Raw genomic sequence first — 24,507 nt, forward strand, 5'->3', positions numbered from 1 at the left:
ATGTTTACCAACACCTTTAAACAGGCGCTGCGTCAGCGCGAACCGCAGATTGGATTATGGCTGGGGCTGGCGAATAGCTATAGCGCCGAACTGTTGGCCGGCGCCGGGTTCCACTGGTTGTTGATTGACGGCGAGCATGCGCCTAACGACGTGCGCTCGGTTCTGGGACAGCTTCAGGCCATCGCGGCCTACAGCAGCCATCCGGTGGTGCGCCCGCCGTGGAACGATCCGGTGGTGATCAAACAGCTTCTGGATACCGGAGCCCAGACCCTGCTGATTCCGATGGTTCAGAATGCCGACGATGCCGCCCGGGCGGTCAGCGCCTGTCGTTATCCGCCCAATGGCGTTCGGGGCGTGGGCAGCGCTTTGGCTCGCGCGTCGCGCTGGAATAGGGTGGCGGACTACGTTCAGCGCGCCGACCAGCAGATCTGCCTGCTGGTACAGATAGAAACCCGTCAGGGGGTAGAAAACCTGGAGGCGATTCTGGCGGTGGAGGGCGTGGATGGCGTATTTATCGGCCCGGCGGATCTTAGCGCCGATATGGGCCATGCCGGAAACCCTGCACACCCTGAAGTGCAGGCGACGATTGAATCCTGTATCGCAAAAATTCTGGCGGCGGGAAAAGCGCCCGGCATTCTGATGGCTAATGAAGAACTGGCCCGGCGCTATCTGGAACTGGGGGCGCTGTTCGTGGCCGTTGGCGTGGATACCACGCTACTGGCTCGCAGCGCCGAGGCGCTGGCCGCCCGTTTTACCGCGCTACCGACGCCGGTTATCCACGCAGATAAATCGGTCTATTAGAGGGCGGGAGCAGAGGATGGAAACCATGGAAAGCCACGGATTACATACCTTTGAAAATATCAATATCAGTCAGGAGTACGATGCCCGCTACGCCCGTGACGATGTGCACTACGAAACCTTTGCCAGGCTGGCGAACTTCTTCGGGCGTGATATGCGCCCCCACTGGCACGATCGCTATTTTCAGATGCACTTTCTGGCCACCGGCAAGATAACCCTGCAACTGGACGATCACTTCTATGCCGTGCGGGCGCCGCTGTTTGTCCTGACGCCGCCATCGGTGCCGCACGCGTTTTTCACCGAACCGGACAGTGACGGTCACGTGCTGACGGTGCGCCAGGAGCTGGTCTGGTCGCTGGTGGAAAAGCTGTGGCCCGCCAGCAGCGAGGCGATCAACGCCCGGGGAATCTGCCTGTCGCTGGAATCATCGCCCCAGACGCTGGTAGCCCTGAATCGCTACTGGCCGCTGATTGCTGATGAGTTCCGAAGAAAGGAGCAGGGCAGGGATCTGCTACTGAATAATATGGCTCAGGCAGTTTTTACGTTACTGTTGAGGGTGGCGCTGCCGAATGATGAGTCGCTGTGCAGCGTGCGCGGTGAAATGCGGCTGTTCCAGCGTTTTAACCGGCTGGTGGACGAGGCGTTTCGCCATCACCTGACAGTACCGGAATATGCCCGACAGCTGGGCGTTAGCGAATCGCGGCTGACCGAACTGTGCCGCCGTTTTTCCAACCAGTCGCCTAAACGGATGATTCTGGAGCGTATGGCCCGGGAAGCCCGGAGAATGCTGCTTTATAGCTCGTGTAGCGTCAATCAGATAGCCCTGAGCCTGGGCTATAAAGATCCCGCCTATTTCGCCCGTTTTTTCCACCGGATGGAGGGATGTTCCCCTACCTGTTACCGAAGCCGCTAAATAAGGTAACCGCCCCTGACGGAGCGGTTACCGGGCTTACCTGCCTGCTGTGTTGATGATGACCGAGAGCGAGTTATGTGAAATACGCCAGTCCCCGTTCCCGACAGACATCAACGCACCAGAGACAACGATGACAATACAAAAGTACTGTTTCATTGTACGGTCCTTGCATCAGACCGCTTCACGACGGAACCACCGGAGATGCCACCGCGAATGCAATCACTGGATCGTGCCTGCGTTACGTTGTGTAACACAGCCCTGCTGGAAAGGCGCTTACCTGACCAGCGCAAAAAGACCGCCGTTACGGCGGTTTTTTTGTGCCTGAATGATGCCACGCCTGCAAAATTAGCACGTTTTTTGACCGCGATCGCACTTTACCGTCTGCCGGGGAAAAGTACCGGTGAACGCCTGAAAAGTCTCTTCCGACTCTGGCCCCTCACGCCTAAATTTGATTAACCAAAACAAAACATATTTTTAACAAATTTCCGTTATGACGTGAGGCAATTATGAAACCAGAACAATATCGCGCCGCCACTCACCGCCCCTTTACCGGCGAAGAGTACCTGAAAAGCCTGCAGGACGGGCGTGAGATCTATATTTACGGTGAACGGGTTAAAGATGTCACCACTCACCCGGCATTTCGCAATGCGGCAGGATCGGTCGCGACGTTGTATGACGCGCTACATGCCCCGGAGAGCCACGACAACCTGTGCTGGCAGACCGATACCGGCAACGGCGGCTATACCCACCGCACCTTCCGCTTTGCCCGTTCCGGCGCTGAAATTCGCCAGCAGCGTGACGCCATTGCCGACTGGTCGCGCCTGAACTATGGCTGGATGGGGCGCACGCCGGACTATAAAGCCGCCTTTGCCTGTTCGCTGGGGGCTTATCCTGAATACTACGGCGACTTTGCCGATAATGCCCGCAACTGGTATCAGCGCATCCAGGAGGCCGGGCTCTACTTTAACCATGCCATCGTCAATCCGCCTATCGATCGCCATAAGCCCAGCGATGAGGTTAAAGATGTCTATGTGCAGGTAGAGAAAGAGACCGATGCGGGGATTATCGTCAGCGGCGCTAAGGTGGTAGCCACCAACTCGGCCCTGACCCATTACAACTTTATCGGCTTCGGCTCCGCCCAGGTGATGGGGGACGATCCCCGTTTCGCACTGATGTTTGTCGCGCCCATGGATGCCAACGGTGTAAAACTTATTTCCCGCGCTTCCTATGAACTGGTGGCCGGGATGACCGGATCGCCATTCGATTATCCGCTCTCCAGCCGCTTTGATGAAAATGACGCCATTCTGGTGATGGATAAAGTGCTAATCCCCTGGGAGAACGTGCTTATCTATCGCGATTTCGACCGCTGTCGCCGCTGGAGCGTAGAAGCCGGGTTTGCGCGCCTTTACCCGATGCAGGCCTGCGTTCGCCTGGCGGTGAAGCTCGACTTTGTGACCGCGCTATTGCAGAAAAGCCTGGAGTGCACCGGCGTCGTTGAATTCCGTGGCGTGCAGGCTGCGCTGGGGGAAGTGGTGGCCTGGCGCAATCTGTTCTGGTCGCTGAGCGATGCCATGTGGGCCCAGGCGCACGAGTGGCGCAACGGCGCCTGGCTGCCGGATATGCAGGCCATGCAGACCTACCGCGTAATGGCGCCCATGGCTTACAGCAAAATCAAAAACATTATTGAGAGCAACGTCACCAGCGGCCTGATCTATCTGCCTTCCAGCGTGCGCGATCTTAATAATCCGGAAATTGACCGCTATCTGGCTCAGTACGTGCGCGGCTCTAACGGTATGGATCACGAACAGCGGATTAAGATCCTCAAGCTGATGTGGGACGCCATCGGCAGCGAGTTTGGCGGACGCCACGAACTGTACGAGATCAACTATGCCGGTAGTCAGGACGAAGTACGTCTGCAATGCCTGCGCCACGCCCGCGGTAGCGGCAATATGGACAGCATGATGGAGATGGTGGATCGCTGCATGGCGGACTACGACCGCGACGGCTGGAAAGTGCCGCACCTGCACAACAACGATGACATCAACAAACTCGACGGCATTGCGAAGTAATGGGAGGTGACCATGTCTGATACCGAACAGCAGCGCTTACTTTTCCGCGACGCTATGGCGAATCTGCCTGCCGCCGTGAATATCGTGACCACCTGCGGCGAGGCGGGGCGCTGCGGCATTACCGCCACGGCGGTCTGCTCAGTGACCGATACGCCGCCGACGTTAATGGTGTGCATTAACCGCAACAGCGCCATGAATCCGGTTTTCGAGCGCAACGGGAAAATGTGCATCAACGTGTTGAGCCACGCCCAGGAAGAGATGGCGCGCCACTTTGCCGGAATGACCGACGTGACCATGGAGCAGCGCTTTGCCCTGGATGGCTGGCATGAGGGAGCCCTGGGCCAGCCGGTACTACACCAGGCGCTGGCGAGCCTGGAAGGGGAGATTCGTGAAATCCAGAGTATTGGCACCCATTTTGTTTATCTGCTGGAGATTCGCCATATCAGCGTGGCTCAGGAGGGCCATGGTTTAATCTATTTCCGCCGCCGTTTTCACGTCACGCCCCATGAAGAGATGATGGTTCCGGCATGACATTATGCCCTCTTCCCGACGGAAGAGGGCACCTGGAGTTTTTTATCGCTATTTTTATCATGCATTGATAATGGTATATCAGTGCGTTCTATTCTATTTTCTTGCGATTTGTTGCTATTCAGAAATGATATGTGCCATGGGGTTATCTCATTCGGAAAATAATCGAATTCGACAGCCTGAAAGGAAATATTCCTATCTTTGAGTAGGGGACTGTCTGGTTTCTGACTGCGCCTGTTTACTTTTTTCTGTCAGCCATGCAAAGTCACTACTGTTACCGGGTTTGGGCAGGGAAGTGAGAAAACAAGATGATTTCAGTATTACTTGCTGACGATCATCCGGCGATCTGTTTTGCGCTAAAAGTGCTACTGGAAAAAGGTGGCGAATATGCTGTTACGGACTCGTCGGGTGAAAACCTTATTGCGCAGCTACACCGAAGTACGCCTCAACTGCTGATTCTCGATCTGGACCTGAAAAATGCTAACGGTCTGGATCTGCTGCCACGAATTAAGCAGCATTTTCCATTAATGAAAATTCTGATATTTACCAATCAATCGGCCCAGATTTATGCCACCCGAACCTTACAGGCGGGAGCCGATGGTTTTATAAATAAAAGTCTGCCGCTGGATTCGGTGGAGTCGGTATGTCGCCTGATTATGGCCGGGTATCACTGTTTTCCCGGCGGCGTCTATGACTGTCTGGCAACGCCGGAAGCGCACGCCTGTGATGCGCAAGGGCCGCTGGCGCGCTTTTCCGATCGGGAAATCGCCGTGCTTAACTATTTGAAGCAGGGGAGAACCAATAAAGAGATCGCCGACAGTCTGGCGTTGAGTAATAAAACCATCAGTACCTATAAGGCGCGGATGCTCAAGAAAAGTGGCGTTGAAGATCTGACGCAGCTCTTTGAGATGCTGGCAAGCGAGGGCGATGCGTGAGGGGGCTGATTTTGCTGCTGATGGTGTTGCTGGCGCTGCCCGGGCAGGCGGCGGAGCAGGCAAAATCGTTGCAACTGCTGGCCCGCAGCCAGGATGCCGTTATCGATCCTGGTCTCACGGCCTCCGAATGGCGCTGGGTACGCGAACATCGCCGGCTCCGGCTTGCCGTCTGGCAACCGATGTCGCCGCCTTATGATATCACCACCGGTCTGAATGATTATGGCGGTATCAACGCTGACTTTCTTGGCCTGGCGGCTGCCAGCCTGGGGATGGAGATTCAGGTTATCCGCTATCCGGACTACGCCGATGCGCTGGCGGCGCTGCGTCAGGGGAATGCCGAATTTCTTGCTCAGGCTGGTGATAACCAACGGCGGGATGGGTTACTGCTCAGCACGCCTTACAGCCCTAACGCAGCGGTAGAGGTGGTTAACGCCGATAGCGAGCGTGGCGATGAGGTGCGCAGCGTGGCGATCTCGCCGGTTTACGATCGGGCGCAGATTATGGCGCGCTACCCCGGCGCCCGGGAAGTCAGCTTTTCATCATCCCGCCATGCGATGGAATCGCTGGCGTTTCGCAAAATAGATCTGTTTTTTTGTGACGCCATTACCGCACGCTATCTGATGAGTCAGTCCAGTCTCAGCAACCTGAATTTGCGACCCGTCACCCTGACGCCGTCGCCCGCTGGTTTCTCCTTTGCGGCGCTGCCGTCCCAGCGCACCTGGATTACGATTTTGAATAAGGTCATCGCCGCACTGCCGGAAAGCGCGGGCGTGGAAATTCACCGACGCTGGAATGGCGGAATACCGCTATCGTTGAGCGAGCATCAGCCGGTATTTACTTCGCTGGAACAGAAGTGGATCGCTGAAAATCGGCATATTCGGGTCGCCGTGGCTCAGGATAACGCGCCGCTGGCGCTGTTCGATGATGCCGGCCATCTGCGCGGCATTATCGCCGATATTCTTACCGCGCTTGAGTTACGTACCGGCTTCACCTTCGAGGTACAGCGTTTCCCTTCACTGAAAGAGGCGCTGGAATCGGCAAAAGCGGGGCGCAGTGAACTGGTGGCAGGCGCTGCTCAGGAAGGGATCTGGCGGGCCGGACTGCTGACTACCCGTTCCTGGCTCTATAACTCCTGGGTGATGGTGGGACGGGCCAACCATGACTCCGGCTCGGCCAGACGGGTGGTGGGGCTGCATGGCGAGATGCCCCAGACATGGCTACAGCGCCAGGATACCAGTCAGGTAGAGCGGGTAGAAAGCTGGCGCGAAGGGCTTCTGCGAGTGGCGAAGGGCGACAGTGATGTGATGGTGATGCCGCTGATTGTCGCCAATGCGCAACTTACCCGGCGCGAGTTTGCCGGACTCAAGATTCTGGCTGGTATTGATACCGAGCCCCTGCGCTTTGCCTTTGGCGCTCCCCGTCAGGCCTGGCCACTCATCGCTATTCTGAATAAGGCGTTAATTAACATTCCCCCGGAAGACCTGCATGCGCTGACCCGCAGCGGCTATGCCGGTAACAGTTTTTCGTCGGAGCCGGTACGGGAAGGTCGTAGTCTCTGGATTATCGCGTCAGTGGTGGGGGTTTTATTGCTGGTGGGGGGCGTGTTCTGGCTGCGATACCGGCGTCGCAAAGAACTGACGGCGTTGCTGGAGGCGTTACCGGTTCCTGCTTATCTGTGCGATCGCAGCGATCGGCTGCAAATCGGTAATCAGGCGCTGCGCGACGCGCTTGGCGTTAGCGCTACGGGGCTGCGCGGTACTTTGCTTGCGGACTGGTTCGCTGGATCTGAACTTTCGCAGCGTGTGATACGCCAGATTGTTCCACACCACAATCGGCTGCTGCGTTTGTGGCAGGCGCCGGTACCGGGACAGTCATACCGCATTGGCGGTTGGGTGGATGTGACTCGCGAGCGGCGGACTCTCCAGGCGCTGCGTAGAGCAAAACGGCGTGCCGACAGCGCCAGCCAGGTGAAGAGCGCGTTTCTGGCGACCATGAGTCATGAAATCAGAACGCCGATCGGTGCCATTATCGGCATGCTGGAACTGGTGATGCAGCGTCGTGATGACGCGCAGGCGAACCAGCAGTCGATTCGTATCGCCTGGGATGCGGCCCAGTCTCTGTTGCTGCTGATCGGCAATATTCTTGATGTATCGCGTATTGAATCCGGCCGTCTGGTGCTGTGCCCGGCCCGGGCATCGCTGCGTACGCTTATCGCTTCGTCGGCGGCGCTACTGGAAGGGCTGGCGCGGAACAAAGGACTGCGGCTGGAGCTGGAGATTGACGCCGGGTTGAATGTCGATGTGTTGGTCGATGCTACGCGCCTGCGGCAGATCATTGTCAATCTGGTGGGGAACGCGATTAAGTTCACCGATAGCGGCCATGTCAGGCTGCGGGCCTGGCCTGAGCAGGAAGATCGCGACAGCCTGATGTTGCGGCTGGAGGTTGAAGATAGCGGGGTGGGTATCGATGACGCCACGCTTCAGCGCCTGTTTCGGCCTTTTGAGCAGGGCCAGGATAATCGTATGGCCCAGGGCAGCGGTCTGGGTCTCTATATCTGTCGTACTCTCGCCCGGATGATGGGAGGGGATGTTGTTCTGGATAGCCGACCAGGCGAAGGAACCCGGGCCAGGGTAAGCGTGACGCTTCCTACGCTTGCGACATTACCGGAGCCGGAACATCAGAAAATCGCTGAGCCCCACCGGCGTCCGGCGCTGACGCTGTTGGTTGTGGATGATAATCCCGCCGGACGAATGTTGATGGGGGAACAGTTGGCCTGGTTGGGGCACCGGACTTTTCTCTGTGGCGGCGGCGAAGAGGCGATAGCGACGCTGGCGCGCCAACGGGTCGATGCGGTGATCAGCGACTGCAATATGCCGGGGATGGATGGCTACAGGTTGGCGCGTACGCTATGCCAGAGTTATCCGGAACTGCCGATATTCGGCGTAACCGCCGATGCGCGCGAGGCGGTACGGGAAGCGGCGCGCGGCGCCGGAATGACCGACTGTCTGTTTAAACCAGTGACGCTGAATATGCTGGAAGCGCTGCTGGCGCCGCTGCCTGCCGGAGAGGATGCGCCATCCCCGATAGAGATCGATACCGGTATGTTACCGGCGGCACTACTGGAAGGCGAAAACCTGGCCGTTTTTCTGGCGTTGCAGATTTCGGTACTGGATGAAACCCTGGTAGCCCTGGAACGCTGGCATACGCAGAAACAGACGCCGCTACGCGAGGTACTGCATCGCCTGCGCGGCGGTATTCAATTGCTGGGCGTTCACGAGCTGGAAGCGGTATGTCGCCAACAGGAGCAGACGGTGGATGAAGCGGGTATCCGGCAACTGGAGAGTCTGATTCGGGCGCTGAAAGAGACATTGCAGCGCTGGCAGAAAACAGGACTACAACCGGTGAGTCCCGTCCTACAGCCAGATGAGGAAGGGGGAGCGTCGTAACTACCTGCACGGTCACGATATGCTTTTTTGGCGATTAAGAGGGCCGGTCATCTGACGACCTGGCGCTTCATCAACAAAGGAGATTATGTGATGAAAAAGTTAGTTACCGTTCTGGCAGTTGTTGCTTCTCTGGGTGTTATGGCTTCTGCGCAGGCCGCACAGGGCTGTGCCGCGAAAGAAGCGGCTCTGGAAAAGCAGATTAAGATCGCTGAGCAGTATGGCAATGCCTATAAAGTGGCTGGCCTGAAGCAGGCACTGGCGGAAGTCAAAGCGCACTGCACCGACGCCAGCGTGCTGGCTGACGCACAGAAGAAAGTGCAGAAGCTGGAGAAGAAACTGGCTGAGAAACGCGATGATATCGCGGAAGTACAGAGCGATCTTCGTGAAGCTAAGGCGAAGGGCAAAGCCGATAAGATCGCGAAATATCAGCGCAAGCTGGCGGAAAAACAGGCCGATCTGCGTGAAATTCAGCAGGAGCTGAACCAGGCTCGCGCTGAACTGGCTGCGCTGAAATAAGTTTCTGCCGGGCGCGATTCCCGAAACGCAGAGAAACATGGCGGAGAAGGCTCTGATGCCTTCTCCGCTTCTTCTTGTCGCGCCAGCCCTGCCTATGGCCCTCCGACTTTTCCTGACGTTGCCCTTTATGCTGCTGACGCTATCTGTGTTTGCCAGCGAGCGTACGTGGATCATTCTCAACAACGACTACAAAGGGGGGATCTCCCTCGACTTTTACGGTGAGCAACCCTGTCTGACACGCCCGCTGATGGAAGAGTGGGGAGTGATTACGCCGCTGCTTGACCGGCTGAGGTGGGATAACCGTGGGTGCCTGACGGAGTCATCGGCGCAAGAATATCATCTGCAATACTGGTATCAGCCGGATGCCGACCTGCTGACACTTCTGTTCCCCGCCCTGGCGATTAATGCACAGCAGAACGGAGTCAGCACCAGTCGCTGGGATGACGGTATCACGGCGCTGTTCGTGAATTATCGCCTTGATGTCGATAATCAGCGGGCTCGCTACAGCTGGGACACTCCGGGCACTGATGCGACGCTGAAGCTGGATAACGGCCTGAACGTTGGTCCGTGGCGCCTGCGCTACAGCAACGTTTTTTGGCGGGAGCGGGACGGGCAGCACGGTTCATACAGCGATTCCGTTGCGCTGTGGCGCAGTATTACGCCGTTGCGCTCCCGCCTGACCTTTGGCGATGGCAATACCTCAGCTAATCTGTTCGACTCCTTTACCTTTCGCGGTATCAGTCTCGCCAGCGATCAGGCGATGTTTCCGGATAGCTGGCGCCCCTGGACGCCATGGATTAACGGTTATGCCCGCACTGAAGCGGAAGTGACCATTCACCAGAACGGCCAGCGGGTGTACCGGATCCACGTACCGCCCGGCCCCTTTACCATTCGCGATTTCTACCCGCCGGACACCCAGGGCAATCTGGAACTCACCATTCAGGAAAGTGATGGCACGGAGCGAACGCGCCTGTTGCCCTATTCGATCATGCCCAATCTGGTGCAGCATGGCATGTTTAGCTATGAGCTGGCGGCGGGGCGCTATAAGCCGTATCACGGTATTGAGTCACAAACCGATCGCTTCTGGCAAACCACGCTTTCCTGGGGCGCCGCGCCGCGGCTAACGCTATTTGGCGGTCTGCAACAGGGAGAGCATTATCTCAGCCCGGTAGCGGGTATTGGGGGCAATCTGGGGAGTTGGGGGGCGCTGTCGGCGGATGTCAGCCACGCGCGCTATACCCAGGCTCGCCAGAGCCAGCGTGGTTCGGTGTGGCGCCTGCGTTATGCGAAGGCGTTTTTGAGTACCCAGACCAGCCTTAATGCCCGACTGCAGTGGTACCCCAACGGTAGCCAGTACCGTACTTTTGCAGAGAAGATCAGCCGGGCCGGGATGTTGGCATACGGATTTGACGATGACACCACCCGGCGGGCGATGCAGGGGCAACTGGAGATTAATCAGAATATTGGCGAAGACTCCAGCCTGAGCCTCTCCTGGGGCTGGACCAAAGGGCGCAACGGGGTCGGGAGCCGCCAGAGCCTGGAGCTGAGTCTGGATTATGACTGGCGGGATCTGGACGTCAGTCTGTATGGCGGCTATCAGCGTTATCCGGGGGCGCGGGGAGAGAGTACGCTCGGCATCAATATCAGCGTTCCGCTGAGTCTGGGAGAACGCACCGCTAATGTGGGCTATGTTTCTGAGTTGGCCAGTCACGGCAACGACAGCCATGGAGTGAATGTCTATGGTTCGGCGCTGGACGACTACAGCCTGCGCTACGACCTGACGGCGAAACATCAGGTGCATGGCAATGATGCGCTGGAAGCGTCGCTGGGCTGGCAGTATAACGCCGGTGAGATCAATGCCAGTCTGGCGCGTAGCGGAAGTCAGCGTGACCTGCACGCCGATGTTAGCGGCAGCGTCCTGTTGTTCGACGGCGGCATTACTCTGGGGCAGACCCTGGGAAGCACCCCGGCACTGGTCGAAGTGCCGGATGTGTCCGGGGTAGGGTTCTACAATCAGTTCGGTTCCACCACAAACGGCGATGGCAGACTGCTGGTGAGCTATATGACCCCCTGGCGTGTTAATCGGGTCACTGTGGATACCTTTAGCCAGCCGGAAGATCGGTATTTTCCTGTGAGTGAACGGGAAGCGGTGCCCACCGATGGCGCTATTATCTATCTGCGATTTCCTGCTCCAACGCAGAGCCGCTAAACTCATTCCTGGATGTCGGCGGCTCTGGCCAACGGCGGCCTTTGATTTCCGGCGCTGTTATTTAGTCATTTTGACTTTTCTTGTTGTCAAAATGACTGCGTTGAGTAGTGTCATTTTAACCTGTTCATGACAGGTGAAGATTTATAAATATATATAAATCAATATATTATAAATATGGCACGGCGGTTGCTATACCTTATATCACAACAGACATGATTAAGACGAGGTACGACTATGGCTTCCCGTATTCCTGAAAACTTTCGCCACACCCGCTCCACGCCGTTCTGGACCAAACAGACGGTTCCCCAGGCGCTGCTGACGCATCACAATACCAAGAAAGGCGTTTACGGGCGGTTGTCGGTGATGAACGGCGCCGTGAAGTATTACGGCTTTAAGGATGAGCAGGCAAACGAGCCGGAGATGAGTGTGGTGATTAACGCCGGGCAGTTTGGCATCAGCCCGCCGCAGTACTGGCACCGCATTGAGCTGCTAACTGAGGATACGGTGTTTAATATCGATTTCTTTGCCGATCCTGAAGAGACCCTGGAAGGGGAGGGGTTCCGGCAGGTGGTGCATACACCGAAGAAATAAGGCTGGCTCGGGAGATAAAAAAGCCGGTGAGTTTCCCCACCGGCTTTTTAGCGTCAGGCTAAAACAACGAGGCTATCAGGCGCCGCGCTGCTCTTCCTGCTTTTCTTTCGCTTCCACTTCACTGTACCAGCGCGGATGGTGCTTACGCGCCCAGCGGCGGCTGACCTTGCCTTCAATCATTCCTTTAATCGACCCTTTCACCCAGAAGGCCATATACATATGGATCAGGATGGCGTGGATCAGGATGATGGCCGAGGTGGCGTGAATCAGCAGCGACCAGCGCACTAATTTAATCGGGAACATCGGTGCGAAGTAAGGGCGCCAGATAATGACCCCGGTCACCAGCAGTACGAAAATCATGCTCATGATGCTCCAGAACATCATCTTCTGACCGGCGTTGTACTTACCGACCTTCGCCACTTTATGCTCGTTACCCTTCAGTACTTCGATGATGCCCTTGATCCACGGCCAGTCGTGACGGTCCGGGATATTGTGCTTCACGAAGCGGAAGAACATAAACATCAGCGCCACGAAGATCAGCACCCCAAAGAACGGGTGCAGAATGCGCCCCATCTTCGGCGTTCCGAAGGTTTCGGTCAGCCACTGCAGCGTGGGAAAAAACAGCGCAATACCGGACAGCGAGACCAGGAAGAAGCAGATCACTACCGTCCAGTGGCAGGCCCGGTCAATAAATTTAGTCCGGACGATCATTTTGCTCTTCTTACTCATGGCTATCCTCCTCTTCGTCGTCGTCCACTTCCTTGTTCGGTCCGATGCCCACGTAGTGGAAGATCAGACCGGCGAAGGTTGCGATAAACCCGGCGGCGGAAAGCGGCTTGAGGATCCCCTTCCACAGGTTGACCGGCGTGTCGATCTGCGGATTTTCCGGCAGGCCGTGGTACAGCGTCGGCTGGTCGGCGTGGTGCAATACATACATCACATGGGTGCCGCCCACGCCTTCCGGGTTATAGACCCCGGCGTTGGCATAGCCGCGTTGCTTAAGCTTCGCCACCCGCTGTTCGCCTATTTCCAGCATGGCTTTTTTAGTGCCAAAGTGGATGGCGCCGGTCGGGCAGGTTTTCACGCAGGCTGGCTCCTGGCCGACGGTGACGCGATCGACGCACAGGGTGCACTTGTAGACCCGGTTATCCTGCGGGTTAAGACGCGGGATATTGAACGGGCAACCGGCGATGCAGTAACCGCAACCGATGCAGTTTTCCGACTGGAAATCGACGATGCCGTTGGCGTACTGGACGATGGCGCCGGGGGACGGACAGGCTTTCAGACAGCCCGGATCCTCACAGTGCATGCAGCCATCCTTACGGATAAGCCACTCCAGCTTGCCATTCTGCTCGGTTTCGCTAAAGCGCATCAGCGTCCATGTTTTGGCGCTGAGGTCGGCGGGGTTATCGTAAACCCCGACGCAGTGGCCCACTTCATCGCGAATATCGTTCCATTCGGAGCAGGCCACCTGGCACGCTTTACAGCCGATGCAGGTGGAAACGTCGATAAGCTTCGCCACTTCGTCTTTGTGGTCGCGAGCCCGCGGCGGCGGCGTCAGGTCGTTGGTCGCCGAACTTCTAATAATGTCCTGAGATTGCATTGACATAGGTTCGCTCCCTTACGCCTTCTCGATGTTAACCAGAAACGCCTTGTACTCCGGCGTCTGCGAGTTGGCATCGCCTACTGACGGCGTCAGCGTGTTGGCCAGATAGCCTTTACGGGTGGCGCCCTCAAAGCCCCAGTGCAGCGGAATCCCCACGGTTTCCACCTGCTGGCCGTTGACATCCAGGGTACGCAGACGGCGGGTGACCACCGCTTTGGCCCGGATGAAGCCGCGCTTGCTGCTGACCTTCACGGTATCGCCGTTGGCAATGCCTTTCGCCTTCGCCAGCCCTTCGCTAATTTCCACAAACTGTTCCGGCTGAGCGATGGCGTTAAGCCGCGCGTGTTTGGTCCAGGTGTGGAAATGCTCGGTCAGACGATAGGTGGTGCCCACATACGGGAACGCCTTGTGTTCGCCCAGACGTGCGGCATCGGCCTTATACAGACGCGCCACCGGGTTCGAGATAACGGCAGGGTGCAGCGGGTTGGTGCCCAGCGGCGTTTCGAACGGCTCGTAGTGCTCGGGGAACGGACCTTCAGCCAGCTTGTTGAGCGCGAACAGACGGCCCAGGCCTTCCTGCTGCATAATGAACGGCCCGACGTTCTGAGACGGCGCGGCGGTGTTGTAATCCGGCACATCGTTGCCGACCCACTTGCTACCGTTCCATTCAATCAGCACGCGTTTCGGATCCCAGGCCTTGCCTGCCGGATCGGCCGATGCGCGGTTATACAGCACGCGGCGGTTGAGCGGCCATGCCCAGGCCCAGTCGAGGGTGTTGCCCAGACCGGACGGATCGGCGTTATCGCGCTTCGCCATCTGGTTACCGTTGCGGGTCCAGCTACCGGTCCAGATCCAACAGCCGGAAGCGGTGGTACCGTCGTCGCGTAGCTGAGCGAAGGAGTCCAGCAGCTCGCCTTTTTTCACCAGCAGCTTGCCGTCGGCGTCATAGAGATCGGCAAGGGCGTAGCCGTTGTTCTCTTTGGCGACCTCTTCCGACTCTGGTCCGTCCGGCAGCTTGTAGTCCCATGTCATATTGAGCACGGGCTCGCTGGCGACGCCGCCCTGTTCGCGGTACAGGGTACGCAGACGATGATAGATACCGGCCAGAATTTCGCCGTCGTTACGGGCTTCACCCGGGGCGTCGGCGCCTTTCCAGTGCCACTGTAGCCAGCGTCCGGAGTTGACGATAGAGCCATCTTCTTCGGCAAAGCAGGTTGAGGGCAGGCGGAATACTTCAGTCTGAATCTGCGACGAGTCCACATCGTTGGATTCGCCGTGGTTCTGCCAGAAGTTAGACGTTTCGGTCACCAGCGGATCAATAACGATCATGTACTTCAGCTTGCTGAGGGAGGCGACTACCTTGTTCTTATCCGGGAACGAAGCCACCGGGTTAAAGCCCTGGCAGATATAGCCATTGACTTCGCCCCTGTCCATACGGTCGAAGTAGTTCAGGACGTCATAGGCCTGGTCCCACTTCGGTAGCCAGTCGTAGCCCCACTGGTTTTGCGCGGTGGCAGCATCGCCCCAGAAGGTCTTCATCAGGCTGACGAAGAATTTCGGGTAGTTGCCCCAGTAGTTTACCTGACCCGGCAGCGTCGCTTTCGGGGTGTTGGCGGTCAGATAGCTTTCCAGATCGTGTTGATCTTCTTTCGGCAGTGTCAGATAGCCCGACAGGCTGGTGGAAAGCAGACCCAGATCGGTCAGGCCCTGGATGTTGGAGTGACCGCGCAGTGCATTAACGCCGCCGCCCGCCATCCCCATGTTGCCCAACAGCAGCTGGATCATCGCCATGGTACGAATATTCTGGGAACCGACGGAGTGCTGCGTCCAGCCCAGCGCGTAGAGGAAGGTGGTGGTGCGATCGACGGCGCTGGTGGAGGCCAGCACTTCGCATACCTTCTGGAAGTCTGCCTGCGGCGTACCGCAGATGTTTTCCACTACCTCCGGCGTATAGCGGGAAACGTGCTGTTTCAGCAGGTTCCAGACGCAGCGCGGGTGGCTCAGGGTGTCATCACGTTTGGCAAAGCCGCTTTCGTCGAGCTGATAGTTCCAACTGCTCTTATCATACTGACGTTTGTTCTCATCGTAGCCGCTGAACAGGCCGTCTTCGAAGCTGAAGTCTTCCCGCACCAGCAGAGGCGCGTTGGTGTAGTGCTTCACGTATTCCGCATTGATCTTATTGTGAGTGATCAGGTAGTGGAGTACGCCCGACAGGAAGGTGATATCGGTTCCTGAACGGATCGGCGCATAAATATCCGCTACCGATGCGGTACGGGTAAAGCGGGGATCTACCACGATAAGCGTGGCATCGTTGTTATTTTTCGCTTCCATGGCCCAGCGGAAGCCCACGGGATGCGCTTCTGCGGCATTACCGCCCATGACTACGACGACGTTGGCGTTTTTGATATCAACCCAGTGGTTGGTCATGGCACCGCGACCAAATGTTGGAGCAAGACTTGCTACCGTTGGTCCGTGTCAGACACGCGCCTGGTTATCTACCGCCAGCATCCCGAGGGAGCGAACGAATTTTTGGGTGAGCATACCGGTTTCGTTACTGGCTGCCGAAGCGCACAGCATACCGGTGGTGAGCCAGCGGTTGACCGTGGTGCCTTGTTTGTTCTGGCTGATAAAGTTGGCGTCACGGTCGGCCTTCATCAGCTTAGCGATACGCTCGAAGGCGTCTTCCCAGCTGATGCGCTGCCATTTATCGGAGCCTGGTGCCCGGTATTCGGGATAGCGCAGGCGACTTTCACTGTGGATATAGTCCAGCAGGCCAGCCCCTTTCGGGCACAGCGCGCCGCGGTTTACCGGGTGATCCGGATCCCCTTCAATATGGAAAATTGACGATTTGGCGTTTTTTGCGCCATCTCCCAGGCTATACATTAATAAACCACAGCCTACGGAACAGTAGGTACAGGTATTACGGGTCTCTTTGGCGCGCAGCAGTTTATAACTGCGAGCTTCCGCCAGCGCCGTGGTGGGCGCAAATCCGAGGGCCGCTACCGTTGTTCCTGCCATTCCGCCGGCGCAGATTTTAAAAAAACTTCTGCGGCTGACGTCCAATTGATACCTCTTTTATATTTCTGGCATGACATTGCGAAGCGAAAATAGCAATCAACGGAGGGGGCATCTTGCGCGAAATCAAACGACAGAGAAATAACCGGGAAAATACCCCCAATTGATTAGATAACGACCAGTCAAATACTCCCAATGACGTAATGTTTTATCGGTGTTGAGGGGAAAATTTTTATAGAAAAAAGTCTGATAAATAATGGCCTGAATGATGCGGCTTATCTCTGGTCTGGCTCAGGTTAAGTACCTGTCAGAGGGGGGCTGCTGTCGTAGCCATTTTTAATGGGATATAAAGTAATAGGCAGACGAATAAATGCAAATTATCTTCCCCGGTCATAATTTTATTGCCGCTAAAGGTTTTATTATAAAATAAATTATTGCCTGATGACTGAGAATTATTTCATTTAACTTCCAGGGAAATTCCTACATGAATAATCGCCATATTATCGACATACTCACAATGGTTGTGAGCCTCAGACTGAAGTCGGTAACCGCCAGTCTTAAGGGATCTTCCAGCGGGGGCCTTTGAGCGCTAAACGCGATTTAATGTCCGGGATTATCGTTTAGTGCGTCTCCTTGTGCCTTTTAGCGCTGAATTGCTTTATCATCAGGGTAACAATTATGTAACCAGGCGGCTTTAGCCACGTTAGTCGCAATGGCTCAGGCCCGGCCTGTGCTTTGTGAGGTGAATTGGACTCATCTCATTGGTCAGTATTTACTTATCTTGAAAGGGAGAGCAGAAGATGCGCAAAGCACTTTATCTTATTACGCGTGACGGTTACCTGAGTTACGGACTTAGAAAATCTTTTTCTGAAATGCAGACTAGCTCATTTCACCTAGAAACTCTTCAACCACAGGATTATCATCTGATTAATTCCGCAAGTCATGAATATGATGTCCTGTATATTATGGCGGATGAGGAAGTGCTTAGATGTATTAATTTCCACTATCCGCAACTGAGCTTTGTGCTGGTGCCCTCTACCTGCCGACCCGAAGAGCTGATCAGAATGGTGAAGCACAGCGGCGATAGCCAGAGCCATATCGAGCGCAGCTACCGTTACCATAAACGTCACTATGATACGCTGTTCACCCGGCGTGAAGAGGAAGTCCTGGCGCTGATGCGCAGAGGGATGACCCCCTGTGAAATCGCCCAGACCATCAAGCGTTCAGTAAAAACCGTTAGCCACTATAAGCGGTTGATTATGGAGAAGACCGGCTGTAAATCCGATGTTCATCTCCTGCGCCTGCTCCACAACCAGATGGCGGGATAACCCCGACACCGCCGCATTCCGCTCATCCTGGCGAACCTGGCTCCCGTGGCCAGGTTTCCTTTTTTCTAAAGTGGCCCAACCAATTGTGGCCGAATCCTGATGACTTGTCGCATAACCCAAAAAATCAATACAAAATCGTTGTTTTGAGTTAACAATGCATTAACTATCTGTTGCCAGAAAGCTTACAGTTCACCGTTGGTCCAACCAATTGTGAGGCAAATAACAGGCGCGCCTGGAAACAGGATGTACCGCCGCTAAAGGACTGAAAGAAGAACTCACCTTCTGGAGAACACACATGCAAGTCTGGCAACAAGACTACGATCCCCTCGGTAATATCTGGCTTTCGAGCCTGGTTGCCGTTATCCCCATCGTCTTTTTCTTCTTTGCGTTGATAAAACTCAAGATGAAAGGGTATATCGCGGGCACCGTCACCGTGATCCTGGCGCTGCTGGTGGCGCTGTTTCTGTATCGCATGCCGGTAGCCTACGCCTTTGCTTCAGCGATTTATGGCTTCCTGTACGGGCTGTGGCCTATCGCCTGGATCATTATTGCAGCGGTTTTTGTCTACAAGATCTCGGTTAAAACCGGGCAGTTCGACATTATTCGTAGCTCGATCCTCTCTATTACGCCCGATCAGCGCCTGCAGATGCTGATTGTCGGCTTTTCGTTCGGCGCCTTCCTGGAAGGGGCGGCAGGTTTTGGCGCGCCGGTCGCGATTACCGCCGCACTGCTGGTGGGGTTGGGTTTTAAGCCGCTCTACGCGGCGGGGCTGTGCCTGATTGTCAACACCGCGCCGGTGGCCTTTGGCGCCATGGGGATCCCGATTATCGTCGCCGGTCAGGTGACGGGGCTGGACAGCTTCCAGGTGGGGCAGATGGTCGGCCGTCAGCTACCCTTTATGACCATGATTGTGCTGTTCTGGATCATGGCGATTATGGACGGCTGGCGCGGCGTGAAGGAGACCTGGCCAGCCGTGCTGGTGGCAGGGGGCTCTTTCGCCATCGCCCAGTATCTGAGCTCTAACTTCATCGGCCCTGAGCTGCCGGATATTATCTCGTCACTGGCGTCATTGGTCTGTCTGACGCTGTTCCTGCGTCGCTGGCAGCCGAAGCGCATCTTCCGCTTTAATGATGTCGGCGCGTCGATGACCGACCAGACTCTGGCGCGCGGCAATTATACGCTACGCCAGGTGGTGCGGGCATGGTCGCCGTTCCTGTTTCTGACTGCGACGGTAACGCTATGGAGTATTCCGCCTTTTAAGGCGTTGTTTAGCGCCGGTGGCCCGCTGGCGGGGTGGGTGGCCAGCATCTCCGTGCCCTGGCTCGATAACCTGGTCGCTCGCATGCCGCCAGTGGTATCGGAAAGCACTCCCTATGCGGCAATCTTCAAATTTGACTGGTTCTCGGCGACCGGTAGCGCCATCCTGGTGGCGGCGTTGCTCTCCATTGCCTGGCTGCGTATGAAGCCGAAAGTTGCGCTGGAAACCTTCAGCGATACCCTGAAGGAGCTGGCGCTGCCCATCTACTCCATCGGGATGGTGCTGGCCTTTGCTTTTATTTCGAACTATTCGGGGCTCTCTTCGACGCTGGCGCTGGCGCTTTCCCATACCGGCAGCGCCTTTACCTTCTTCTCACCATTCCTGGGCTGGCTGGGGGTGTTTCTGACCGGGTCCGATACCTCGTCGAACGCGCTGTTCGCCTCCCTGCAGGCCACAGCCGCGCAGCAGATTGGCGTATCGGATCTGCTGCTGGTGGCGGCGAATACTGCCGGTGGCGTGACCGGGAAGATGATCTCGCCGCAGTCCATTGCTATTGCCTGCGCTGCGGTGGGTCTGGTGGGTAAGGAGTCGGAGCTGTTCCGTTTTACCGTTAAACACAGTCTGATCTTCACCTGTATGGTCGGTGTAATGGTGACGCTTCAGGCTTACTGGCTAACCTGGATGATTCCGTGACAGAAAGCGTAACGCGGCGCCTTGTGGACCTGACGGTCGAACGTATCAGGGCGCTGATTCAAGAACAACAGCTGGAGGCAGGCACGCGCCTGCCCTCCGAACGATTACTGGCCGCAGAACTGGGCGTTTCACGTAATACGGTACGGGAAGCGTTGCGTGAACTGCGCAGTACCAATGTGGTGGTGAGTCGCCGGGGCGGCGGTACCTTTGTGCGCTGGCAGCCGGAACCCTGGTCGGAAAACCATATCGTTCAGCCGCTGCGGGGGTTGATGGCCGGCGATCCTGACTACCGCTACGATATTCTGGAAGCGCGTCACGCTATTGAGGCCAGTACGGCCTGGCATGCGGCGTTACGCGCCACCGAGGCCGATAAAGAGAAACTGTGCTACTGCTTTGACGCCACCCTTAAGCTTAAGGATAGCGACGATCCGGATCTGGCCGCTCAGGCGGATGTGCGCTTCCATCTGGCGATTGCTGAAGCCTCTCATAACCTGGTATTGCTTCAGACCATGCGCGGCTTCTTTGAGTTGCTGCAATCTTCGGTGATGCAGAGCCGCCAGCGGATGTATACCCGACCGCCTATCTTCGCGCGACTAACCGAACAGCATCAGGCCTTGCTACAGGCGATTCTGGACGGCGATCCCGCCCGGGCCCGGCGCGAGGTTCAGGACCACCTGGCCTTTGTCTACACCACCATTAAAACCCTTGATGAAGAACACGCCCGGCAGGCCCGCGCTACAAGGCTGCCGGATGATGAAGTTAACAGTAAGGACATTCCGTCATGATAATTTCCGCTGCCAGTGATTACCGCGCCGCGGCGCAACGCGTGCTGCCGCCTTTCCTGTACCACTATATGGATGGCGGCGCTTACGCTGAATATACCCTGAAACGTAATGTTGAGGATCTGGCAGGCGTCGCGCTGCGTCAGCGCATTTTGCGCAATATGTCGGATCTTAGCCTTGAAACCCGGCTGTTCGATGAACAATTGTCGATGCCGGTGGCGCTGGCGCCGGTAGGACTGTGCGGGATGTATGCCCGTCGCGGCGAGGTGCAGGCCGCCCGTGCAGCGGCGGCGAAAGGGATCCCCTTTACCCTATCAACCGTCTCGGTATGCCCCATTGAGGAGGTCGCACCAGCCATTAACCGCCCTATGTGGTTCCAGCTTTATGTGCTGAAAGATCGCGGTTTTATGCGTAATGCGCTGGAGCGCGCTAAAGCGGCGGGCTGTTCCACGCTGGTCTTTACCGTCGATATGCCGACCCCAGGGGCCCGCTATCGCGATGCGCACTCCGGCATGAGCGGCCCTAACGCCGCGATGCGCCGTTACTGGCAGGCGGCCACGCACCCGCAGTGGGCCTGGGACGTTGGCCTGAACGGGCGGCCTCATGATTTGGGCAATATTTCCGCCTACCGCGGGCATCCCACCGGGCTGGAGGACTATATCGGCTGGCTGGCGAAAAACTTCGATCCGTCTATTTCATGGCAGGATCTGGAGTGGATCCGCGAATTCTGGGATGGTCCTATGGTGATCAAAGGCATTCTGGATCCGGAAGATGCCAGAGACGCGGTGCGCTTTGGCGCCGATGGTATCGTGGTGTCTAACCACGGCGGTCGTCAGCTCGACGGGGTGCTTTCTTCAGCCCGGGCGTTGCCCGCTATTGCCGATGCGGTGAAGGGCGATCTGACCATTCTGGCCGATAGCGGCATCCGTAATGGACTGGATGTGGTGCGGATGATCGCGCTGGGGGCGGATACCGTACTGTTGGGGCGCGCATTCCTGTATGCGCTGGCGACCCATGGCCAGGCCGGTGTTGAAAACCTGCTGACGCTAATCGATAAAGAGATGCGGGTAGCTATGACCCTGACCGGCGCGAAATCCATTGCGGAAATTACCCGCGACTCGCTGGCCCGGGCGCCGGAACTGAGCGCGATGGAATAATCTCCATTGTCGTACGCGCATCGCATGCCGTCATTCGGTGCGGTGCGCTTTTTTATTTTTGTTCGACGCCAGAGATTAAAAAGCGCGATACCACAAAATATCCTGTCATTACTCCGGCTGTCGCCGTCTGAGATTTATCTGTTTCATACTGAGAGTGGTGCCGCAATGCATTAAACGCACGTTTTGTCTATTACTTTTATTTTTCCCTTTAAAAGCAGCTAAAAGCGTATTTATCGGTTTTTTAAGATGAATTAGCATGGCTTTTAGTGGTGGGATCGCGTAGGCTAGCGGCCTCTCATTACCCAGGAAATGCTTATGGCGCATAATCGAAAAAGTAATAACTACTCATCTTTTCTAATGAAAATTACCTGCCCGCAATGCAGTAAAGCCTCCGAACATAGCGCGCCGCGCGTCCAGAAAAATAAAAAATTAATCTGCCCGTTTTGTAATGCCCTGTTCAGTAAATCAGAGACCTGATTTTCGTTAATCGAACGCCGTTATATGTTATTTTCCCGTTCCCTGATGTCGTGGGGGTTTTTTGGCGCCTGCGAAAAGGTGGGGCAATAGCGTTAGGGCGTCTGGTTGACGAAAAAAATGGGACCTGGTAAAGGCCCCATTTTTTATTACCGCAAGCGGCTTATTCGCTCAGGCGATAACGTTCCAGCCAGTGCGCGTAAGGCGCAGGCAGTACCCAGGTGGGGCGCTCGACTTTAAGCTGCTGCGCCAGGCGCAGGGTGTAATGGGGGTCAGCCAGGAAGGCGCGGCCAATCATCACCAGATCGAGGTCGTGGTTCGCCACGCAGCGATCGGCATTCAGCGCGCTATCAATGCCCCAGGCCGATGCCACCGGCAGGTCCGCTTCCTCACGGACTTTGCGTGCGACTGGCGCAAGAAAGGCCGGGCCCCAGGGAATGTTTGCCTCCGGGGTGGAAAAGCCGACGCTGACGCTCAGCAGATCCAGACCGCCCTGGCGCATCTGGCGGGTTAACTGGATGGACTCTGCCAGCGTCTCTTCATCCCGCCCGTCGTACTCTATTACGCCAAAGCGAGCGGTTAGCGGCAGATTTTCCGGCCAGACGCCGCGTACTGCTTCAAGGGTTTCCAGCAGGAAGCGGCTACGCCCCGCCAGTGAACCGCCATATTCGTCGTCGCGCTGATTAGAGTGGGTAGAGAAGAAGCTCTGCGCCAGATAACCGTGGGCGAAGTGCAGCTCCAGCCATTCAAAACCGGCATCCCGGGCGCGTTTCGCGGCGGCGGCGAAGTCGGCGGTGACCTGATGAATCTCCTGCTGGCTCATGGCCTTCGGCACTTTCGGCAGGTTTGCGCCAAAGGCGATGGCGGATGGCGCCAGAGTCTGCCAGCCGCGCGGATCGCTATCCGGGAGATGGTCATCGCCTTCCCAGGGCTTGTTGGCGCTGGCTTTACGCCCGGCGTGGGCGATCTGAATACCCGGAACCGCGCCAGCGGCTTTGATATCACGGGCGATCTGCGCCAGCTTTTCCGCCTGCTCGTCGTTCCAGATCCCCAAACAGGCCGGAGTAATCCGCCCCTCCGGCGAAACCGCGGTGGCTTCGACAATCACCAGGCCTGCGCCGCCGCGGGCCAGGCCTGCATAGTGCACCTGGTGCCAGTCATTGGCCATGCCATCTTCGGCGCTGTACTGACACATGGGGGGGATCGCCACGCGGTTACGCAGGGTGACATCTTTTAGCTTAAAGGGTGTAAAGAGTGCGGACATAGTGTTCCCTATAGGTTGATAACCAGTTTTCCGCTGAAGCTGCGCTGTTTTAGCGCCTCCAGTTGTTCGGGCAGGCTGGCAAAGTCATGAACCAGAATTGATTCGCCGTGCAGTGTGCCATCGGCCAGCGCTTCCAGCAGCCGTTCTCCCTGACGGGTAAGCTGTTGCCAGTCATGGTCGTCGCCGTGGAAATGCAGGGCGCCAAGGGCGACCTCGTGCAGCGAAAGCGCGCGGCCAAACGGCGGGCAGGGCCAGTCAATGCTGCGATCCTGAATGCTGATCAGATGACCGTTGGCGCGTAGCGCATCGCCCAGCCGCAGGCTGTGCTCGCCGTTAACGGCATCGAAAACCGCGAAGTAACGGTGGCGCAGCGCTTCGGGAAAGGGGGTGTCGTTCACCAGCGGTCCAGGATGCCAGGCGCTGGCGCCCAGCCCCTGCAGACGTTCGCGATGGCGCGCATTGCACATGACTTCAATGATAAAACCACGCCGGTGGGCCAGTTGTGTCAACCAGTGCCCTACCGAGCCGCCGGCACCGCTAATCAGTATTCGTTCACCCGGACGCGCCGGAATTTTTTCCAGCGCCTGCCAGGCGGTAAGCCCGGGGCAGGGGAAGGCGGCGGCGCGGATATTATCCAGTCCGGCGGGAATACGCATGGCGGCGCTGGCGGCCAGCGGCGTGTGGCTGGCGAAACTGCCGTGGCGTTTCAGACTCTGGTGATAAGCCACTCGCTGGCCGAGCCAGTGTTCCGATACCCCAGTCCCCACGGCGATAACCACGCCTGCACCATCCACACCGGGGACTTTCCCTCGCTGGCTGTCGAGCACCTTCCAGTCTACCGGATTCAGACCAATGGCGCGGTTATGTACCAGGAGCTCGCCGGGTGCCGGAACCGGCAGCGGCCGGGTCTCCTGAGTCAGCGCCT

General features: G+C 56.9%; 20 protein-coding genes. 15 read left to right on the forward strand and 5 right to left on the reverse strand.

Going from position 1 to position 24,507, the window contains the following annotated elements; all coding sequences use genetic code 11:
* The 10 genes from hpaI to SCU88_RS07110 all read left to right on the forward strand — a co-directional run bounded on the left by hpaI (position 1) and on the right by SCU88_RS07110 (position 12,005).
* A complete protein-coding gene (hpaI, locus tag SCU88_RS07065) occupies positions 1-801 on the forward strand; it encodes a 4-hydroxy-2-oxoheptanedioate aldolase (protein WP_175339960.1) in 801 nt (266 codons plus the stop codon).
* A gap of 16 nt (positions 802-817) precedes the next feature.
* A complete protein-coding gene (gene hpaA, locus SCU88_RS07070; protein ID WP_431810108.1) occupies positions 818-1,711 on the forward strand; it encodes a 4-hydroxyphenylacetate catabolism regulatory protein HpaA in 894 nt (297 codons plus the stop codon).
* A 213-nt stretch (positions 1,712-1,924) separates the two neighbouring features.
* Positions 1,925-2,167 (forward strand): hypothetical protein, encoded by a 243-nt coding sequence (locus tag SCU88_RS07075; protein WP_175339609.1) that lies wholly within the window; start codon positions 1,925-1,927, stop codon positions 2,165-2,167.
* 50 nt (positions 2,168-2,217) lie between these two features.
* The gene (hpaB, locus tag SCU88_RS07080; protein ID WP_138096315.1) at positions 2,218-3,780 is read left to right on the forward strand and encodes a 4-hydroxyphenylacetate 3-monooxygenase, oxygenase component; all 1,563 of its coding nucleotides are present in this window, start codon (positions 2,218-2,220) and stop codon (positions 3,778-3,780) included.
* Between the two features lie 12 nt (positions 3,781-3,792).
* A complete protein-coding gene (hpaC, locus tag SCU88_RS07085) occupies positions 3,793-4,311 on the forward strand; it encodes a 4-hydroxyphenylacetate 3-monooxygenase, reductase component (RefSeq protein WP_175339610.1) in 519 nt (172 codons plus the stop codon).
* Between the two features lie 305 nt (positions 4,312-4,616).
* Positions 4,617-5,243: a response regulator gene (locus SCU88_RS07090; protein ID WP_175339611.1), complete on the forward strand. Its 627-nt coding sequence runs from the start codon at positions 4,617-4,619 to the stop codon at positions 5,241-5,243.
* Complete coding sequence (locus SCU88_RS07095; protein ID WP_175339612.1) at positions 5,240-8,689, forward strand: ATP-binding protein; 3,450 nt, start codon at positions 5,240-5,242, stop codon at positions 8,687-8,689. Before SCU88_RS07090 ends, SCU88_RS07095 begins: the two co-directional genes overlap by 4 nt.
* 90 nt (positions 8,690-8,779) lie before the next feature.
* Positions 8,780-9,205 carry a DUF1090 family protein gene (locus SCU88_RS07100; RefSeq protein ID WP_175339613.1) on the forward strand — a complete coding sequence of 142 codons (426 nt, stop codon included), beginning with the start codon at positions 8,780-8,782 and terminating at the stop codon, positions 9,203-9,205.
* Between the two features lie 37 nt (positions 9,206-9,242).
* Positions 9,243-11,414, forward strand: coding sequence for a fimbria/pilus outer membrane usher protein (locus SCU88_RS07105; protein WP_431810109.1), 2,172 nt, complete (start codon positions 9,243-9,245; stop codon positions 11,412-11,414).
* Positions 11,415-11,648: 234 nt separating this feature from the next.
* Positions 11,649-12,005, forward strand: coding sequence for a DUF1971 domain-containing protein (locus SCU88_RS07110; protein WP_175339614.1), 357 nt, complete (start codon positions 11,649-11,651; stop codon positions 12,003-12,005).
* A 75-nt stretch (positions 12,006-12,080) separates the two neighbouring features.
* Here the strand turns inward: SCU88_RS07110 and fdnI are convergent, their stop codons facing one another.
* The 3 genes from fdnI to fdnG are packed head-to-tail and all read right to left on the reverse strand — an operon-like array spanning position 12,081 to position 16,674.
* The gene (fdnI, locus tag SCU88_RS07115) at positions 12,081-12,734 is read right to left on the reverse strand and encodes a formate dehydrogenase-N subunit gamma (RefSeq protein WP_175339615.1); all 654 of its coding nucleotides are present in this window, start codon (positions 12,732-12,734) and stop codon (positions 12,081-12,083) included.
* Positions 12,727-13,614, reverse strand: coding sequence for a formate dehydrogenase subunit beta (fdxH, locus tag SCU88_RS07120; protein ID WP_175339616.1), 888 nt, complete (start codon positions 13,612-13,614; stop codon positions 12,727-12,729). The genes fdnI and fdxH overlap by 8 nt, the downstream gene beginning before the upstream one ends.
* Before the next feature lie 12 nt (positions 13,615-13,626).
* On the reverse strand, positions 13,627-16,674 hold the full coding sequence (fdnG, locus tag SCU88_RS07125) for a formate dehydrogenase-N subunit alpha (protein WP_175339617.1): 3,048 nt from the start codon (positions 16,672-16,674) through the stop codon (positions 13,627-13,629).
* Between the two features lie 932 nt (positions 16,675-17,606).
* On the opposite strand from fdnG, the gene SCU88_RS07130 reads away from it, so the two are divergent.
* From SCU88_RS07130 to SCU88_RS07150, 5 genes are all read left to right on the forward strand, one after another.
* Positions 17,607-17,954: a LuxR C-terminal-related transcriptional regulator gene (locus SCU88_RS07130; protein WP_175339618.1), complete on the forward strand. Its 348-nt coding sequence runs from the start codon at positions 17,607-17,609 to the stop codon at positions 17,952-17,954.
* 295 nt (positions 17,955-18,249) lie between these two features.
* Entirely contained in the window at positions 18,250-19,905 is a 1,656-nt protein-coding gene (gene lldP, locus SCU88_RS07135; protein ID WP_175339619.1) for an L-lactate permease, read from the forward strand.
* A complete protein-coding gene (lldR, locus tag SCU88_RS07140) occupies positions 19,902-20,690 on the forward strand; it encodes a transcriptional regulator LldR (RefSeq protein WP_175339620.1) in 789 nt (262 codons plus the stop codon). The genes lldP and lldR overlap by 4 nt, the downstream gene beginning before the upstream one ends.
* Positions 20,687-21,844: an FMN-dependent L-lactate dehydrogenase LldD gene (gene lldD / locus SCU88_RS07145; protein WP_175339621.1), complete on the forward strand. Its 1,158-nt coding sequence runs from the start codon at positions 20,687-20,689 to the stop codon at positions 21,842-21,844. Before lldR ends, lldD begins: the two co-directional genes overlap by 4 nt.
* Before the next feature lie 357 nt (positions 21,845-22,201).
* Positions 22,202-22,321 carry a YnfU family zinc-binding protein gene (locus SCU88_RS07150; protein ID WP_241666637.1) on the forward strand — a complete coding sequence of 40 codons (120 nt, stop codon included), beginning with the start codon at positions 22,202-22,204 and terminating at the stop codon, positions 22,319-22,321.
* A gap of 160 nt (positions 22,322-22,481) precedes the next feature.
* On the opposite strand, the gene SCU88_RS07155 is transcribed toward SCU88_RS07150, so the two are convergent.
* Together SCU88_RS07155 and SCU88_RS07160 are read right to left on the reverse strand one after the other, a co-directional pair.
* Complete coding sequence (locus SCU88_RS07155) at positions 22,482-23,582, reverse strand: NADH:flavin oxidoreductase/NADH oxidase (protein ID WP_175339622.1); 1,101 nt, start codon at positions 23,580-23,582, stop codon at positions 22,482-22,484.
* Positions 23,583-23,590: 8 nt separating this feature from the next.
* Entirely contained in the window at positions 23,591-24,409 is an 819-nt protein-coding gene (locus tag SCU88_RS07160; protein ID WP_175339623.1) for an alcohol dehydrogenase, read from the reverse strand.
* Positions 24,410-24,507 lie beyond the last annotated feature (98 nt).

This window comes from Jejuibacter sp. L23, assembly GCF_050815825.1.
In the GTDB taxonomy this organism is placed as follows: domain Bacteria; phylum Pseudomonadota; class Gammaproteobacteria; order Enterobacterales; family Enterobacteriaceae; genus Jejubacter; species Jejubacter calystegiae.

Excerpts from the sequence above, each read along its gene's own strand:
- hpaI (WP_175339960.1), top strand. The coding sequence starts at position 1 with ATGTTTACCAACACCTTTAAACAGGCGCTGCGTCAGCGCGAACCGCAG.
- hpaA (WP_431810108.1), top strand. The coding sequence starts at position 818 with ATGGAAACCATGGAAAGCCACGGATTACATACCTTTGAAAATATCAAT.
- SCU88_RS07075 (WP_175339609.1), top strand. The coding sequence starts at position 1,925 with ATGCAATCACTGGATCGTGCCTGCGTTACGTTGTGTAACACAGCCCTG.
- hpaB (WP_138096315.1), top strand. The coding sequence starts at position 2,218 with ATGAAACCAGAACAATATCGCGCCGCCACTCACCGCCCCTTTACCGGC.
- hpaC (WP_175339610.1), top strand. The coding sequence starts at position 3,793 with ATGTCTGATACCGAACAGCAGCGCTTACTTTTCCGCGACGCTATGGCG.
- SCU88_RS07090 (WP_175339611.1), top strand. The coding sequence starts at position 4,617 with ATGATTTCAGTATTACTTGCTGACGATCATCCGGCGATCTGTTTTGCG.
- SCU88_RS07100 (WP_175339613.1), top strand. The coding sequence starts at position 8,780 with ATGAAAAAGTTAGTTACCGTTCTGGCAGTTGTTGCTTCTCTGGGTGTT.
- SCU88_RS07105 (WP_431810109.1), top strand. The coding sequence starts at position 9,243 with ATGGCGGAGAAGGCTCTGATGCCTTCTCCGCTTCTTCTTGTCGCGCCA.
- SCU88_RS07110 (WP_175339614.1), top strand. The coding sequence starts at position 11,649 with ATGGCTTCCCGTATTCCTGAAAACTTTCGCCACACCCGCTCCACGCCG.
- fdnI (WP_175339615.1), bottom strand. The coding sequence starts at position 12,734 with ATGAGTAAGAAGAGCAAAATGATCGTCCGGACTAAATTTATTGACCGG.
- fdxH (WP_175339616.1), bottom strand. The coding sequence starts at position 13,614 with ATGTCAATGCAATCTCAGGACATTATTAGAAGTTCGGCGACCAACGAC.
- lldP (WP_175339619.1), top strand. The coding sequence starts at position 18,250 with ATGCAAGTCTGGCAACAAGACTACGATCCCCTCGGTAATATCTGGCTT.
- lldD (WP_175339621.1), top strand. The coding sequence starts at position 20,687 with ATGATAATTTCCGCTGCCAGTGATTACCGCGCCGCGGCGCAACGCGTG.
- SCU88_RS07150 (WP_241666637.1), top strand. The coding sequence starts at position 22,202 with ATGAAAATTACCTGCCCGCAATGCAGTAAAGCCTCCGAACATAGCGCG.
- SCU88_RS07155 (WP_175339622.1), bottom strand. The coding sequence starts at position 23,582 with ATGTCCGCACTCTTTACACCCTTTAAGCTAAAAGATGTCACCCTGCGT.